This window comes from Paraburkholderia hospita, assembly GCF_002902965.1.
In the GTDB taxonomy this organism is placed as follows: Bacteria; Pseudomonadota; Gammaproteobacteria; order Burkholderiales; family Burkholderiaceae; genus Paraburkholderia; species Paraburkholderia hospita.
Genome location: NZ_CP026107.1, coordinates 369,327 through 384,424, shown reverse-complemented (window position 1 = coordinate 384,424; position 15,098 = coordinate 369,327). Strand labels below are relative to the sequence as shown.

The window sequence follows — 15,098 nt, the reverse complement described above, 5'->3', positions numbered from 1 at the left end:
GATTTGCGGATTACTCACGAATCCGGCAAGTAAGCGTTCCCACCAGAGGCCTTATTCTCTTCGGCTTCGCCTTATAGACTGGTTTCAACGTTGACGCACATCCGTTCAACGAATTTTCGATCCCTAAACTGTTTCTGGAGGTACCAGCCATGAAAACCAAACTTGTCGCCGCCGCCCTTCTCGCCGCTACCGCTTTCGTATCGGCTCCTGTCTTCGCAAGCGGCTTCGGTCCGGCTCCTTACTACAACCCGATCGCTGGCGCGCCTGCTTCGGAACGTGGCCCGGCTGCCACGACGGCGCAAGGTGGTGATACAGGCGCAACGTCGTACGGCGGTGTTGCTTCGGGCACGTCGCAAACCGGCTCGGGTGGTCTGTTCCACAAGCACAACACGGGCGCTAATTCGTGTGTCGGCCCCGTCAGCTACTGCAACATCTACTTCGGCAGCTGATCGTCCATGCGCGGTCTCGCGTTGGACATGAATTTCCCTTTACATCAGCGGTTCGCTTCTCTTTGAAGCTGCCGCTGACCTGCATCCTTTATCTTCTCTTCGCCATTGCACTGATTAACGCTGATCAACGCGTTCAGCGAATCGCCAGATCCCGTTCCTCGCCTTCCTCTTTGCGTTGAAGCGCCGCGTATCGCGACGCCAGTTTGCCGAGCGTGACGACTGCGCCTTCGATTTCGGGCGTCCATGCATAGCTATAGTTCAGGCGAAACGCGTCGCCGAAATTCCCCGACCTCGAAAACATGCAGCCCGGTCCGATCGTGATGCCGTTGTCGAGCGCGCTTTTGTATAGACGCATCGAATCGGTCGAACGCGGCAGCTCTACCCATAGCAGATAGCCGCCTGCCGGGTTCGTCATCTTCGTGCCTTCAGGAAAGAATCGTTCGACAGCGCTGCGCATCAGACTGGCATGCTGCATCAGCGTGCGCCTGACGCGTCGCAAATGATGGTCGTAACTGTCGTTCTCCAGAAACTCGGCAATCGCGAGTTGCGCGCTGGAAGGCGTGGTGAGCGTATTGAGCAATTTCAGCCGCTCGATGTTCGCGCGATAGCGTCCCGCCAGTACCCAGCCGATACGCAATGCAGGCGTCAAGCTCTTCGAGAACGACGCACACTGCAATACCAGTCCCTGCGTGTCGTAGCTTTTCAAGGTGCCCGGCGGTGCATCGCCGAAATATAGCTCGTTATAGACGGCATTCTCGATCACCGGGACATGATGTCGATTCGTCAGTTCGACGAGTTCACGCTTGCGCTCGTCGGGCATCTGATAGCCGAGCGGATTGTGAAAGTTCGGCATCAGCAGGCATGCATCGACCTGCTTCGATTCAATCAGCTTTGCAAGCGCGCTCACGTCGATGCCCGTTTTCTGATCGGTCGGCACTTCGACCACGCGCATGCCCATTCGCTCGATGGTGTGCGATATCGCGTAGAACGTGGGCGACTCGACGGCAATGGCGTCGCCGGGCCGCGCCACCGCCTGAAGGCAGAGATTGATTGCTTCCGTCGCGCCGAGCGTGACGACGATCTCATCGGGATCGACGGCTGCGCCGTTCTCCAGATAACGGCGCGCGATCTGCCGGATCAGTTCGGGCTTGCCGGGCGGCAATTCGGACGGCACGCCCCAGAACGTCTGTTGACGCGCAATCGCATGCGCGTAGCGGTTGATCCGCTGCAGCGGAAACAGCGCGGTATCGGGATACGGCGAGCCAAGCGGCACAGCGCCATCGACGCCAATCGACTGCAGCGTGGACAGCACCAGACCGCTGATATCGATCTGCGAAGGTTCCGCGCTCGCATCCGGGGTGGCGGCCTGAAGCGGCGCTGGCTTTGTCCCCGCGACGCTGCGGGCGCGCACGAAGTAGCCGGATTGCGGCCGGCTCTCGATCATCCCGCGGCTTTCGAGCAACAGGTACGCCCGAATCACCGTCGTAATGCTCAAGTGATGATTCAGGCTGGTCTGGCGGACGGAAGGAATGCGATCACCGGGCAGCAGCACGCCACGCTGGATCTGATCGCCGATAGAGTCGGCCAGCTTTTCATATAGCTTCACAGTCTGTCATCCAGCAAAATGCACGTCCAGCGGCAGGATGAATTGCATCGTCGTGCCTTCTCCTTCCTGCGATTCGGCCCAGATGCGCCCGCCATGCGCTTCGACAATCGAGCGGCAGATCGACAACCCGATGCCCATGCCTTCCTTCCTCGTCGTGAAGAACGGGCTGAACAGACGCCGGCTGTTCTCTTCGCTGATGCCCGTGCCCGAGTCTTCGACGCGCAATTGCGCATGCCCGTCGTCGACCTTGTGCGTGACGATCTTCAGCCGGCGCGCGCGGTTCTTCACCGCCGACATCGCCTGCACCGCGTTCATCATCAGGTTGATGACGACCTGCTGGATCTGTACACGGTCGACGGACACGCGCAGAACATGCTGCAGATTGCCTGTCTCGACTTCGATGGCGTGCGCTTCCAGTTCACGCCGCAACAGTTCGATCGCCTCTCGCGCCAGCGCATTCAGATCGAGCGGCATAGGACTCGGATCGCGTTTCTGCGCCATCGCGCGTATCTGCCGGATGATGTCGGTGGCGCGCTTCGCGTCGCGCGTCATGTGGCCGATCGACAGCCCGACCTCGTCGAGATCCGGGCGCGGCCGGTTGAGCCAGCGCGCCGCCGCGTCGCCTGCCGTGACGATCGCCGCGAGCGGCTGCGTGACCTCGTGCGCGATCGACGCCGCCATCTCGCCCAGCATCGTCACGCGCGTGACATGCGCGAGTTCGGCCGTCGAGCGGTCCAATGCTTCCTGCGCGGTCACGCGGTCCGTTACGTCCATCAACGCGCCGACATACTCGACCTTTCCGGAAGCGGGCGCCGACAGATGCGCGACGTAATGGACATGCTTGACCGAGCCATCCGTCAGCAGCAACCGGAACTCGCTGTCGATGTGCGACTCGCCTTCCAGCGCCCGTTCGTGCGTGCGCTTCACGACGTCGATATCGTCGGGATGAGTACGCGCGGCGATCAGCTCGATGGTGGGCGTCACGTGACGGGGTATATCGAAGATGCGATACGTCTCGTCCGACCACCACATGTCGCACTCCGGCACGCGCGTGGCGATGCTGCCCGTGCAGCTCAAACGCTGCGCGTCCGACAGGAACGCCTCGCTGCGTTCGAGCGCCTGTTGCGTCTGCTTGTGCTCTTCGATATCGGTATTCACGCCGTACCAGCGCACGATTTCCCCATTCGCGTCGCGCAGCGGCTCCGCGCCAATGTGCATCCAGCGGTACACGCCATCCTTGCGCCTGATGCGCGCGGTCGTTTCGAGCGCGCTGCCCGTGGCGACGGCTTCGGCCCACGCGGCCTGCATCGCGGGAAGGTCATCGGAATGCACGATCGACTGCCAGATATCGCGAATGTCGTCGGCAAGCTCCACGCCGTACTCGTTCCAGCGACGGTTCATGTAATCGGGGCAGCCGTCGCGCGACGAACTCCAGACCATGCCGGGAATCGCGTCGATCGTCGCGCGCAGTTCGTCCTGCTGGCGCTGCAACTCCGCTTCCATCTGTTTGCGCGCGGTAACGTCGTTGCTGGTGGCGAGGATCGCGAGCGGCTTGCCCCTGTCGTCGCGCCACAGCGTGCAGCGGCTGGAGATGTAAACCGTCGCGCCGTCGTTTCGTATGCGCTCCAGCTCGCCGTGCCAGCCGCCGTGAAGCAAGGTCTCGCGGCGAATCTCGTCGATGGGCATCGTCGACGCCTTCGTTTGCGTGAGTTCGTGCAGCGGCTGGCCCATCGCCTGCTGCGCCGTCCAGCCGTACAGCCGCTCCGCGCCCTGGTTCCAGAACGTAACGCGGTCGTCCATGTCGTAGACGATGATCGCGTCGTGCGTGAGGTCGAGCATTTCGAGCTGCTTGCGCAGCATGTCGTTGCTCGCCTGGTTTCGCAGCGCCAGCATCGACGTGGTCGCGATGGCGAGCAGACTGACCACGCAGCGAGCCACCGAGCCATCCGAGTAGTGCCCGTCGTGAGACAGCATGAATCCCAGCAGCGTCAACGCGACGCAACCCCATGCGACGTTGGCCGTCGCCGCGCGCGAGCCTGCCGAGGCGACCAGCAACACCACCGTCGCATACAGCACGGCGACGGCGATATCGATCATCGTGAACGCGTCGATGACGAACACGGCCGCTGCAATCGCAGCGGCCGCCGGATAGAGCGCGCGCGTGCCCCGGACGCGGCCTGCAGACAGGATAGGCAACGCATCCAAGATCATCGCGCTCCCGCCGGCGGTTGCGCCGCAGAGGCGCGGGATGCGTGCGTTCGCACCGATTCGAGGCAGCGTGTCACATCGGTCACGTCAACGGGCTTGCTGAGCATGCAGACGGCGCCCGCGTCGAAAGCCAGCCTGCGGGTTTTCTCCGACGCGAACGCGGAGATGAAAATGATCGGCGTCAGCACGCCGCGTCCTACGAGCTGCCGGTACATGTCGATGCCGGAAATGCCCGGCATCTGCACATCTGAAATGATGCAGGTCACGTCGCCGAGGTTGCCCGACGCCATGAACTGCTCCGCCGACGCATAGAGCCGGGCCTTCCAGCCAAGAGACCGAACGAGGCTGGAGGTCGCGACGCGCACGGACTCATCGTCGTCGATGATGGAGACAATCGGGTTGTTGCACACGGCACGGGCCCTTCAACAATGAAGCGCCGCGCGCTCGATGGCCCGTCAACGGTTGATGGCCTGCAGCGCGCGACTGGATAGATCGTCGCTGTCGTGATCGACAGCCTGCATGGAACCGATTATCGGAGCCGGGGGACGCGTGGATCCCTCGTTCCACCCGGTATTTCTCTATTCGCACGGCACGCAACGCACGCGCAGCAATCTTTTCAGTCAGCCTGCGAGGCGTGGCGGAAGCGGGCTTTCGTCGAATTGCGACATAATCGAATGCCGAACCGCACGGAGGATGAGATGGACTATGTGAAACTGGGCCGCACCGGACTCGATATCTCCCCGCTCTGCCTGGGTTGCATGACGTACGGCGTACCCGAGCGAGGCCCGCACCCGTGGACGCTGAACGAGGACGCAAGCCGCCCGCTGATCCGCCTGGCGCTGGACGCGGGCATCAATTTCTTCGACACCGCGAACACGTATTCGGACGGCACGTCGGAAGAAATTGTCGGCCGCGCGTTGAAGGAATTCGCGCGCCGCGACGAAATCGTGCTCGCGACCAAAGTGTTCTTTCCGATGGGCAACCGCGCCGACGCGAAGAAGCCGAATGGATCGGGCCTGTCGCGCAAGGCGATTTTCCAGTCCATCGACGCGAGCCTGTCGCGTCTTGGCACCGATTACGTCGACCTGTATCAGATCCACCGCTGGGATTACGCCACGCCGATCGAAGAAACGCTGGAGGCGCTGCACGACGTTGTGAAGGCGGGTAAGGCGCGCTATATCGGCGCGTCGTCGATGTTCGCGTGGCAGTTCGCGAAGGCGCTGCACGTGGCGGAGCGAAATGGCTGGACGCGTTTCGTGACGATGCAGAACCACCTGAACCTGCTGTATCGCGAGGAAGAGCGCGAGATGCTGCCGCTGTGCGCGGACGAAGGGATCGGCGTGATTCCGTGGAGCCCGCTCGCGCGCGGCCGTCTGACGCGCGACTGGGACGAGACCACCGAACGCCAGCAATCCGACTCGTTCGGCAACAGCCTTTACGACAAGACGGCGGACGCGGATCGTCGCGTGATCGAAGCGGTCGCGAAGATCGCGCAGGCGCGCGGCATTCCGCGTGCGCAGGTGGCATTGGCGTGGGTGATCGGCAAGGCGGGCGTGAGCGCGCCGATCATCGGCGCGTCGAAGGCGCAGCATCTGGATGATGCGATTGCGGCGCTCGGTGTGAAGCTCACTGCGGATGAACTGGCGTCGCTCGAAGCGCCGTATGTGCCGCACGACGTGGTGGGCTTTCAGTAGGCGTCTTCTCGCTCGCGGAACGGCGGCGTGCGCCGCTGCTTCGCGAGCGAGTTCGATGCATGCTTACCAGTGGTAGTTCATGCCCGCGAACACCTGGCGTCTGGCGCCAGCGTGGCGCGCGTGATCTCGCTAAGTCGCGGGGGCCTGGATCATTTTCCAGCCGTTGCCGGCGGGGTCGCGGAAACCCGCATCGACGCTGCCGAAGCGTTCTACCGGCTCCTGGATGAATTCGACGCCCCGCGCTTTCAGTTGCGCATAGCTCGCGCGACAGTCCGCCACCGAGAGTACGAGGGGCGGCATGGCGCCCTTTGCGACCATCGCGCGCAAAGTCTGAGCCGTGGCCTCGTCATGCACGGGCGGGCCAGGCGTGAACAGGCCGAGTTGAAACGAAGGCTGTTCCGGATGCTGCACCGTGAGCCACCGATACGCGCCGTTGCGCACGTCCGTGTGGACGCGAAATCCCAGCTTGTCGACATAGAACGCGAGTGCTTCGTCCTGATCGTCGACATACAGGCCCACTACATTGATTCCCTGGTTCATCACGACACCTCCTCGATTGGTTGCCGAAATGTACCTTTGGCCTTGCGGCGACGCTTCTCCAAAACTGCTGTGGTGAGGTCCGGCCGCTGCGCGGCCTTCAGAATGCACGCCGGCACGCGGGCAAGCTGATACCCGTTGGCGCGCGCCTCGACGCGCATCGCGCTGGGGCTTCGGCCCGTCACGTCGCGAAACGTGCGGCCAAACGTGCCGAGGCTCTCCCAGCCGGTGGCGAAGGCAATTTCCGTGATGGCGAGCTCAGTGTCGCGCAGCAGCGTCGTGGCCTGTTCGATGCGCCGTGTCAGCAGGTATCGGTGCGGCGGAACGCCGAAGGCGCGTTTGAAACAGCGAGCGAAATGGGCCGTGGAAACACCGCTGATCCCGGCGAGGCGCTCGATGGGCCAGGCCTCGTGCGAGGCTGCGTCCATGTGGTCTTTGGCGCGTAGCAGGCGGCGCAGCAAAGCCGGATCTTGCAATGGATCATCGACCGGTTCGGCCGACGAGTGCGCGTCGTGGTCGTGGCAAGCTGGCATGGGTTCGGGAACGGGGAACGAAAGGCTAGTTTAGGCCGAACGCCAGCACCCGCAAAGCGGCGCTTGCTTCGTGCGATGCCGCTGCCGTTCGCGTCGACGCGCCTGTCATCGCTTCGAATCGAAGACTATCCAATCAAGGCAGCACGTCGCTGTTACTTTGGAAAGAGAGGTCGGCATGTTCAAGAGTCGAGTGACAGGAACGGGGCAACAGGCATCGCTGCCCGCAACGCATACCGGCACGAAAGACGATAAAGCGGCGCGCGACAATCAGACTCGACGGTCCGCGCCGCCGTCGCAATTCAGTCCGTTGCTCGCACGCAGAGGCAGTACCAGTTCGATCTCGTCCGAGGGTTCATCGTCGAGCGATGCCGAATCGTCCGGCGACGAGTCCGATTCCGGCAGTTCGGCATCCTTTCGCCGCACGAGCTTCTCAACATCGGATTCGCGCGCAAGCTCGCCGAAAGGGCGCTATTTCGATAGCCAGACGTCATTGACCGACTTCGTCAGCGACGACTTCGGCGACAGGCATCTCGCTTCGACTGACGATGAGGCGAAGGCCAAAGCGAAACAGCGACTTGCCGAAAACCCCCGTTTGACGAATAGCACGGTTGCGGTTCTTTCCGACAAAGACAAAGCCACCCTGCGCGACGAGTTGAAGTTTCGCAACCAAACCGGCCACTTCGATACGCTGCCGTCAGGCAAGATCGAAGGCGTGGATCATCGGCTCGTTGCCACCGACCACAATCCGCCCAGCAAGCCCGGCAAGCCGGTCAAGAGCGGGCCGGTCGAGAACTTCGCGTATCGAACCAATCATCCTTATCGCTTTTACAACATGAAGAAAGGCGACAGTGAACCTGTGGAAGACAGTGGCCATCTGCTCTACAACGTGACCGAAAATGGGCATACGCGTATCGCTTCGCATCTGACGGGAATCGATCCCGTCAATCTCGACGAGAACGGCGTTGCCACGAAGAAGCCCGGTTACGAGCAGTACTCGACTACGCTCAAGCGGATGGATGACGAGGAGTAGGCGGACGGGCGAAAGATAGCGCGCCGCCCATCACAGCATCGGCAGCAGCAACCGGATGTGCTCCGCAAACGCCGCCGTCAACAGCGACGGACGCGCCCTCGCGAACTTCAGCGAAACACCGATGGCAGGCAATGCCGGAAGCCCGGCATCCGCATTGAGCACGCTCAGATCCGCGGGAACCGCCGTCTGCGTCATGACGGCGAACGCCTGCCCCGAGCGAACCAGCGCAGTGAGACCCGCAAGACTGCTGCTCGCATACGCGATGCGGTAAGCCCTGCCCGTGCGTTGCAGCGCTTCGCGGGCGGCGATGTGATCGAGCGTGTCCGGGTCGGAGAGCGCCAGCGGCAACGGATCGAAATCCGCCGAATCCAGCCCCGGATAACCAATCCAGACGAGTTGCTCGCGTCGAATGATGTCGTCGTGCGCACCGCCTTCGGGCAATGAAATCATCGCGAGGTCCACCTCGCGCTTTTCCAGTCGTTCCAGCAATCGTGGCGTAGGCCCGCACACTACTTCGACCAGCGCATGCGGATGCTGGCTCGAAAACTGCCGCAACAACGGCGGCAAAAACACAGCGGCGTAATCGTCCGGACAACCGAAGCGGATCGTTCCCGACAGCCCCTTGCCGGACAGATCGGCCATCGCCTCGTCATGCAGCCGCAAGATGCGTTGCGCGTGAATCAGCAGACGCTCGCCGGGATTCGTCAACACCACGCCCCGGCCGGTGCGCTGAAAGAGCGGCTGATCGACGATTTCCTCGAGCCGCTTCATCTGCTGGCTCAACGCGGACTGCGTCCGTCCGACGCGGCTGGCCGCGCGGCTGAGCGCCCGCACCTCGGCTATCACGGCAAACGACCGCAACAGATCGATCTCAAGAGAAAGACTCAAGGTATTAGATCCTCTTCTATCTCACATTAGAACTATTCGATTCTATAAAACCAGAGAGCCGCCTAGACTGCAAGCTATTCCCACCATCGGCGAGGAGAAGCACGGTGTCCAACAACAACGACGCAGCCTTCTGGCACAACGCCAGACAGCATCTGATCCGCTACGGCGGCACGTTCGAACCGATGATCATCGAGCGCGCGCAGGGCAGTTTCGTCTACGACGCGGATGGTCGCGCGATCCTCGATTTCACGTCGGGACAGATGAGCGCGGTGTTGGGGCACAGCCACCCCGAGATCGTGTCGGTGATAAGCGAGTACGCCGGCAAGCTGGACCACCTGTTCAGCGGCATGCTCTCGCGCCCGGTCGTCGATCTGGCGACCCGGCTGGCCGACATCACACCCGACGGACTCGACCGCGCGCTATTGCTCAGCACGGGCGCGGAATCGAACGAAGCGGCCATTCGCATGGCGAAGCTCGTCACCGGGAAATATGAAATTGTCGGCTTTGCGCAGTCCTGGCACGGCATGACGGGCGCCGCCGCGTCCGCCACCTATAGCGCGGGCCGCAAGGGTGTCGGTCCCGCTGCCGTCGGCTCGTTCGCAATCCCCGCGCCGTTTCTCTACCGGCCGCGCTTCGAGCGCGACGGCCATTACGACTACCTCGCTGAACTCGACTACGCGTTCGATCTCATCGATCGTCAGTCGAGTGGCAACCTCGCGGCCTTTATCGCCGAGCCGATCCTCAGTTCGGGCGGCATCATCGAGCTTCCCGAAGGCTACATGGCGGCGCTCAAGCGCAAATGCGAAGAGCGCGGCATGCTGCTGATCCTCGACGAGGCGCAAACGGGCGTCGGCCGCACGGGCACGATGTTCGCCTGCCAGCGCGACGGCGTCACGCCGGACATCCTCACGCTGTCGAAGACGCTCGGCGCCGGTTTGCCGCTCGCGGCGATCGTGACGTCCGCGCAAATCGAAGAGCGCGCGCACGAACTCGGCTACCTGTTCTACACGACGCACGTCTCCGATCCGCTGCCTGCTGCAGTCGGTCTGCGCGTGCTTGACGTGGTTCAGCGCGAAGGACTGGTCGCGCGGGCCAATGTTATTGGGGACCGGCTCAGACGCGGGCTGCTGGATCTGATGGAGCGCTTCGAGTGCATCGGCGATGTGCGCGGACGCGGCTTGCTGCTGGGCATGGAAATCGTCAAGGACCGCCGCACAAAAGAACCCGCCGATGGACTCGGCGCGAAGATCACGCGCGAGTGCATGAATCTGGGGCTCAGCATGAACATCGTGCAGTTGCCCGGCATGGGCGGCGTGTTCCGGATCGCGCCGCCGTTGACGGTGGCCGAGGAAGAGATCGATCTGGGTCTGGAGTTGCTGGGAGAGGCGATTCGGCGGTCGACGTAGTTCGTCGAGCACGGACAACGCGCGTCACGCCACGCCGCCCACCCGAAACACCGCGACCTGCCGCGTCAGGTCGCGTGACTGCTCGTCGAGCAACTGAGCGGCCGCGCTGGCCTGCTCGACGAGCGCCGCGTTCTGCTGGGTAATCGAGTCCATCATGCCGAGCGCCGCATCCACCTGCTCGATCCCGGTGCGTTGTTCTTCGGCGTCGGCGGCGATGCCGCTCATCATTTCCCTGACACGACCGGCTGCGTCGAGCACGGCCCGGATCGACTGTTCAGCGTCGGCGACGAGCGTCGAGCCGTCCGCCGCCGCGCCCACTGAATCCGCCACCAGCACACCGATTTCTCTCGCAGCCGTCGACGCATGCTGCGCAAGCGAACGCACTTCAGACGCGACGACCGCGAAACCTCGTCCGTGTACGCCCGCTCTTGCTGCTTCCACCGCGGCGTTCAACGCGAGTATGTTGGTCTGAAACGCAATGCCCTCGATGATCCCGGTGATATCGGCGATCTTGCGCGAACTCGCCTGGATCCGCGCCATTGTGCTGCTCACCTGATCGACGGCGACATTGCCTTCGTTCGCCGCGTTCGCCACTTCGTCGGCGATCGCGTAGGCGTCACGCGCGCGCACCGCGTTCTGCCGCACCGTGTCGGTGAGGCCGCTCATGCTTGCCGCCGTCTGTTCGAGCGAGGCGGCCTGCTCTTCCGTACGCGACGATAGATCGAGCGTGCCCGCCGCAATTTCGCCGACCGCCGTGCCAATCGATTCGCAGCTATCGCGTACTGCCGTCACGGTGTGCGATAGCCGGACCTGCATCTGCCGCAGACCGTCGAGCAACTGTCCCATTTCATCGGCGCGATGACGTGGAATAGCGCGGCTGAGATCGCCTGCGGCGATCGCGTCGAAGTGCGTCAGCGCGTCGCCGAGCGGCGCCATGATCGCGCGGCGCAGCGAGCGCCAGCTGAATGCCGCCGCCGCGATGCCGAATGCGATCATCGCCGTCGACGCGACGACGAACAGCCTGAAATAGCGCTCCGCATCGTCGTAGCTGCGCTTTGCGTTCGCGAAGAGCGCGCGCTTCAGTACGTCGTTGGCGGCGCTCATGTCGTTGAACAGCCCGCTCAGCTGCAACGTGCCGATGCGTTCGGCACTCGTGCGGTCACCTGCTTTCAGTGCATCGACGAAGGCGCGCATCGCACGGTGCAGCGCTTCGCGGCGCTGGCCCGCTGCTTCGATCAATGCAGCCTCGCCCGCTTCGTGCACTCCGGCTACGAAGCTGCGCCATTCCTCATCCGATTGCACGAAGAAGCCGTCGGCATGGCGAATCTGTTCCGTGGCACGCGCGGTGTCCGCCTGGGCCATCGCGCCGCCGAGCACGAGCCGCGTGCGCGCGATCAGCAATTCGGCATTGCCGATATGCATGGCCGCTGTCAACTTGTTCTCGTAGGTGTCGCGGTTGGCACGGTTCGCGCGCCACGCGCCCGTCAGCCCGAGCACGCCGATGGCCGTCATCAACAAGGCCAGCAGTGCCATCGTCAACACGATGCGCTGTTGCAGCGACATCGTCTTGCGGCGCGCTTCGGGTGCTTCGGCGAAAGAGGACGTGAGCGCGGCGGCATCGGCGGTGAGAGTGGATAGCATCGTATGAACCCTTGACTGAGCGATCACGCGATCGACTGGGCTGCATCGCGTCGCCGGTTCCAACCCAGCCACACCGACAGCAACGCGATGAACACGAAAACACCCGACACGTTCAGGAAGAGCTGCGCCACAGGCAAATGCATCGCCAGCAACACGCCGCCAAGCACCGAACCGACCACCGACCCAAGCTTGCCGACACCGATAGCAGAGCCCACACCCGCTGAACGCAGCATCGTCGGATAGAGCATGCCCGCCACGGCATAGAGCGCGAACTGGCAGCCGATCACGCACACGCCGCTCATGAACGACGCGCCATATAGCCAGAGCGCGGGCATCGGCATGCCAAGCGATATGCACACGGGAAGACCCACCATCGCGAGCAAGAGGATCACCGCGACTCCGTAACGGTCCACGCAGCGACTCAACGCGAGCGCGCCGACCGTGCCGCCCACCGGGAACATCATCGCGGCTTTCGCAGCCTGCGCCGCTGGCAGTGCGCTCATACTGAAGAGAATCGGCAGCCAGTTCTGCAGAAAATGCAGCGCGAGCGAGTTCAGTACGAACAGCACCCACAGCAAGGGCGTCACGCGGGCGAGGCCGTTGCTGAACAACGCAAGCGGCGTCGCGCGCACACGCTTTTCATCGTCGACGACGTAGCGCACGTCCGCGCCGCTTCGTTCGATACGCGGGTCGAGCCGGCCCACGATGCGCGAGATGTGCCGCACCGCGCGGCCATTGAGTATCAGAAAGCGAACCGATTCGGGCAACAACCAGACCGACGCGACGGCGACCACGACAGCCGCCACGCCGCCGACTTCGAAAAGCACGGGCCAGCCGTAACGCGGCAGCAGCCACGATGCAATCGCCCCGCCGCCGCCCGCGCCAATCGAAAAGCCCGAGAACATCAGCGTGATCCACGTCGCGCGGCGTGCCTTCGGCGCGTACTCGGACACGAGCGCGACCGTATTCGGCACGACGCCGCCCATGCCGATGCCCGCGAAGAATCGAAGCACGGTCAACTGATCCAGCGACGTCGCGTCACTGCATGCATACGTCAAGATGCCGAACCACAGCGAGCCATAAATGATCGTGAGCCGACGTCCAATGCGATCGCCGATAAAACCGAGCAGCAACGAACCGACGAGCACGCCAGACAGGCCGACGCCGAACACATGGCCGAATTCAGCGGCATTCACGTGCCACGCGCGAATCAAGGTCGGCGCCGCATACGCCGCGGCCACCTGATCGTAGCCGTCGATCAGCACGATCAGGAAACACCATGCGATCAGGCACAACGAGAAGCCGCGCAGTTTTTGCCGTTCGATCAGCGCGGTCACGTCGATGGTGCGAGTGGTCTGCGAGACGGTATTCATCGCTGCTTTATCCAGGGAGATCGCATCAGGCCAGGAAGACGAGCGGGGACGGCCGGACGCCGGCTCGCCGAAGCGAGCCTGACATCAGGCATCGACAAGTCTAGAAAAAACGAGCGCGTTGCTAGGCGCGCGCGGCGATCAGGAATCGCCCAACGCGGAGCGCATCTTGATGGCAGAGTTGTCCTTGCCGTGCTCTTCGCCGAACCGCGCCCTGTACAGCACAGCCAGCACCGTCGAAAAGATGGTCGCGACGAGGAACAGGCCGGACGCCGCGTAGAACATCTGCGCGAACGGCAGATGCATCGACAGCAGAATGCCGCCTATCACGGGACCGGACACCGAGCCGATCTTGCCAACCGAGATCGCGCTGCCCACGCCCGCCGAGCGGAACGACGTCGGATAGATCATGCCCGCGACCGCGTACAACCCGTACTGTGCGCCGACTACGCAGAAGCCGGTCGCGAACACCGCGAACATCAGCCACGCTTCGGACATGCCGTGCCCCAGCAGCGCAACGACGGGGCAACCAATCGCCGGCAGCGAAATGATGGCCAGCACGCCATGACGATCGACGAAGCGGCACAGAATCAGCCCGCCGAGCACGCCGCCCACCGAGAACATCGTCGTGATGAGGCCCGCGCTTTGCGGATTGATGCCGACGCCTTCCATCAGGATCGGCAACCAGTTCTGCAAGAAATACAGCGCCATCGAATTGACGATGAAGACGATCCACAAAAGCGGCGTAATGCCGCGCAGGCCGTCCGAGAAGATCAGCTTGAGCACGAAGCGCTTCTTTTCCTGCACTTCGCCGGGCACGAATTGCGCGTCCGCGGGCAACGCGATATCGGGACGCAGACGCGCGACCAGCTTGCGCACCGTTTCGATGCCGCGCTCACGCACGACCAGCAGCTTCGCCGATTCCGGCAGCATGACGATCAGCAGCAGCGCAACCGCGAGCGAGCCGACGCCGCCCACGACGAACATCACGGGCCAGCCATAGCGATGAATCAACGCGGACGAAACCAGACCGCCCGAGCCCGCACCGATCGAGAAACCGGAGAACATCAGCGTGACCCACGTCGCGCGCAAACGCTTCGGTGCATATTCGGCCACCAGCGCAACCGAGTTAGGCACCACGCCGCCCATGCCGAGCCCCGCGATGAATCGCAGCAGCATCAACTCCGGCAACGACGTCGCCCACACGGACACCAGCGTCAGCAGCCCGAAGAACAGACTGCCCGAGACGATGGCCCGCTTGCGGCCGAAACGGTCGCCGAAATAGCCGAAGATGAACGAGCCGATCAGCGTGCCGAACAGACCCGCGCCGAATACAGGACCGAAGCCGCCACGCGCGACGTGCCACTCCTTGATGATCGCGGGCGCCGCAAACGAAACCGCCGTCTGGTCGTAGCCGTCCATCAGCATGATCAGGAAACACCAGAACAGCAGGCCAACGGCGAAACGTCCTGTCTTTTGCTCTTCGATGAGAGTCGATATGTTGAATGTGCGGTCTGCTTGCATGTGCGTTCCAATGTGCCTGATCGGCCGGCAACGCGTTTGCTGCGCGCCGCCGCCCCGTGCTGCTTGCCTTTGGCGCCGCCGCCGGGAGCCTCAATATACGGCCCGCCGGCAAGCGACAGAATCAAAAAATCTCGATGATCAGATCGAAAAAGGTGAAGAAAGCCCTACCCCGTTGCCCTTCCCCGCTCCACAGCCGTCCTCACGCCATATCG

13 protein-coding genes are annotated in these 15,098 nt (G+C 63.1%); 4 read left to right on the top strand and 9 right to left on the bottom strand.

Translation table 11 applies throughout. The features are described from left to right. Positions 1-149: 149 nt before the first annotated feature. Positions 150-449, top strand: a complete 300-nt coding sequence (locus C2L64_RS34875; RefSeq protein WP_007584622.1) for a hypothetical protein — start codon at positions 150-152, stop codon at positions 447-449. 133 nt (positions 450-582) lie between these two features. On the opposite strand, the gene C2L64_RS34870 is transcribed toward C2L64_RS34875, so the two are convergent. Genes C2L64_RS34870 through C2L64_RS34860 form a run of 3 tightly spaced genes read right to left on the bottom strand, consistent with a single transcriptional unit; the run spans position 583 to position 4,673 of the window. Continuing rightward, on the bottom strand, positions 583-2,055 hold the full coding sequence (locus C2L64_RS34870; RefSeq protein ID WP_007584620.1) for an aminotransferase-like domain-containing protein: 1,473 nt from the start codon (positions 2,053-2,055) through the stop codon (positions 583-585). 6 nt (positions 2,056-2,061) lie between these two features. After that, positions 2,062-4,266, bottom strand: coding sequence for a PAS domain-containing sensor histidine kinase (locus C2L64_RS34865; RefSeq protein WP_086908985.1), 2,205 nt, complete (start codon positions 4,264-4,266; stop codon positions 2,062-2,064). Further along, positions 4,263-4,673 carry a response regulator transcription factor gene (locus C2L64_RS34860; RefSeq protein WP_007584616.1) on the bottom strand — a complete coding sequence of 137 codons (411 nt, stop codon included), beginning with the start codon at positions 4,671-4,673 and terminating at the stop codon, positions 4,263-4,265. The genes C2L64_RS34865 and C2L64_RS34860 overlap by 4 nt, the downstream gene beginning before the upstream one ends. A gap of 288 nt (positions 4,674-4,961) precedes the next feature. On the opposite strand from C2L64_RS34860, the gene C2L64_RS34855 reads away from it, so the two are divergent. Next, a complete protein-coding gene (locus tag C2L64_RS34855; protein WP_007584613.1) occupies positions 4,962-5,957 on the top strand; it encodes an aldo/keto reductase in 996 nt (331 codons plus the stop codon). A 129-nt stretch (positions 5,958-6,086) separates the two neighbouring features. Here C2L64_RS34855 and C2L64_RS34850 read toward each other — a convergent pair whose 3' ends face one another. Together C2L64_RS34850 and C2L64_RS34845 are read right to left on the bottom strand one after the other, a co-directional pair. Continuing rightward, positions 6,087-6,497, bottom strand: coding sequence for a VOC family protein (locus tag C2L64_RS34850; RefSeq protein WP_007584612.1), 411 nt, complete (start codon positions 6,495-6,497; stop codon positions 6,087-6,089). After that, positions 6,497-7,027 carry a helix-turn-helix domain-containing protein gene (locus tag C2L64_RS34845; protein ID WP_007584610.1) on the bottom strand — a complete coding sequence of 177 codons (531 nt, stop codon included), beginning with the start codon at positions 7,025-7,027 and terminating at the stop codon, positions 6,497-6,499. Before C2L64_RS34845 ends, C2L64_RS34850 begins: the two co-directional genes overlap by 1 nt. A 175-nt stretch (positions 7,028-7,202) precedes the next feature. Here C2L64_RS34845 and C2L64_RS34840 point away from each other — a divergent pair, with 175 nt between their 5' ends. Continuing rightward, a complete protein-coding gene (locus tag C2L64_RS34840; protein ID WP_039900829.1) occupies positions 7,203-8,057 on the top strand; it encodes a hypothetical protein in 855 nt (284 codons plus the stop codon). Positions 8,058-8,087: 30 nt separating this feature from the next. On the opposite strand, the gene C2L64_RS34835 is transcribed toward C2L64_RS34840, so the two are convergent. Further along, positions 8,088-8,945: a LysR family transcriptional regulator gene (locus C2L64_RS34835; protein WP_007584608.1), complete on the bottom strand. Its 858-nt coding sequence runs from the start codon at positions 8,943-8,945 to the stop codon at positions 8,088-8,090. Positions 8,946-9,049: 104 nt separating this feature from the next. On the opposite strand from C2L64_RS34835, the gene C2L64_RS34830 reads away from it, so the two are divergent. Then, positions 9,050-10,351 carry an aspartate aminotransferase family protein gene (locus C2L64_RS34830; protein ID WP_007584602.1) on the top strand — a complete coding sequence of 434 codons (1,302 nt, stop codon included), beginning with the start codon at positions 9,050-9,052 and terminating at the stop codon, positions 10,349-10,351. A gap of 24 nt (positions 10,352-10,375) precedes the next feature. On the opposite strand, the gene C2L64_RS34825 is transcribed toward C2L64_RS34830, so the two are convergent. From C2L64_RS34825 to C2L64_RS34815, 3 genes are all read right to left on the bottom strand, one after another. Further along, positions 10,376-11,992 carry a methyl-accepting chemotaxis protein gene (locus C2L64_RS34825; protein ID WP_007584601.1) on the bottom strand — a complete coding sequence of 539 codons (1,617 nt, stop codon included), beginning with the start codon at positions 11,990-11,992 and terminating at the stop codon, positions 10,376-10,378. A gap of 23 nt (positions 11,993-12,015) precedes the next feature. Then, positions 12,016-13,365 carry an MFS transporter gene (locus C2L64_RS34820; protein WP_007584600.1) on the bottom strand — a complete coding sequence of 450 codons (1,350 nt, stop codon included), beginning with the start codon at positions 13,363-13,365 and terminating at the stop codon, positions 12,016-12,018. Between the two features lie 138 nt (positions 13,366-13,503). Further along, entirely contained in the window at positions 13,504-14,886 is a 1,383-nt protein-coding gene (locus C2L64_RS34815) for an MFS transporter (RefSeq protein WP_007584599.1), read from the bottom strand. Positions 14,887-15,098: the final 212 nt, after the last annotated feature.

Coding starts and splice junctions, on each gene's coding strand:
- C2L64_RS34875 (WP_007584622.1), top strand. CDS start 150: ATGAAAACCAAACTTGTCGCCGCCGCCCTTCTCGCCGCTACCGCTTTC.
- C2L64_RS34865 (WP_086908985.1), bottom strand. CDS start 4,266: ATGATCTTGGATGCGTTGCCTATCCTGTCTGCAGGCCGCGTCCGGGGC.
- C2L64_RS34855 (WP_007584613.1), top strand. CDS start 4,962: ATGGACTATGTGAAACTGGGCCGCACCGGACTCGATATCTCCCCGCTC.
- C2L64_RS34850 (WP_007584612.1), bottom strand. CDS start 6,497: ATGAACCAGGGAATCAATGTAGTGGGCCTGTATGTCGACGATCAGGAC.
- C2L64_RS34845 (WP_007584610.1), bottom strand. CDS start 7,027: ATGCCAGCTTGCCACGACCACGACGCGCACTCGTCGGCCGAACCGGTC.
- C2L64_RS34840 (WP_039900829.1), top strand. CDS start 7,203: ATGTTCAAGAGTCGAGTGACAGGAACGGGGCAACAGGCATCGCTGCCC.
- C2L64_RS34825 (WP_007584601.1), bottom strand. CDS start 11,992: ATGCTATCCACTCTCACCGCCGATGCCGCCGCGCTCACGTCCTCTTTC.
- C2L64_RS34820 (WP_007584600.1), bottom strand. CDS start 13,365: ATGAATACCGTCTCGCAGACCACTCGCACCATCGACGTGACCGCGCTG.
- C2L64_RS34815 (WP_007584599.1), bottom strand. CDS start 14,886: ATGCAAGCAGACCGCACATTCAACATATCGACTCTCATCGAAGAGCAA.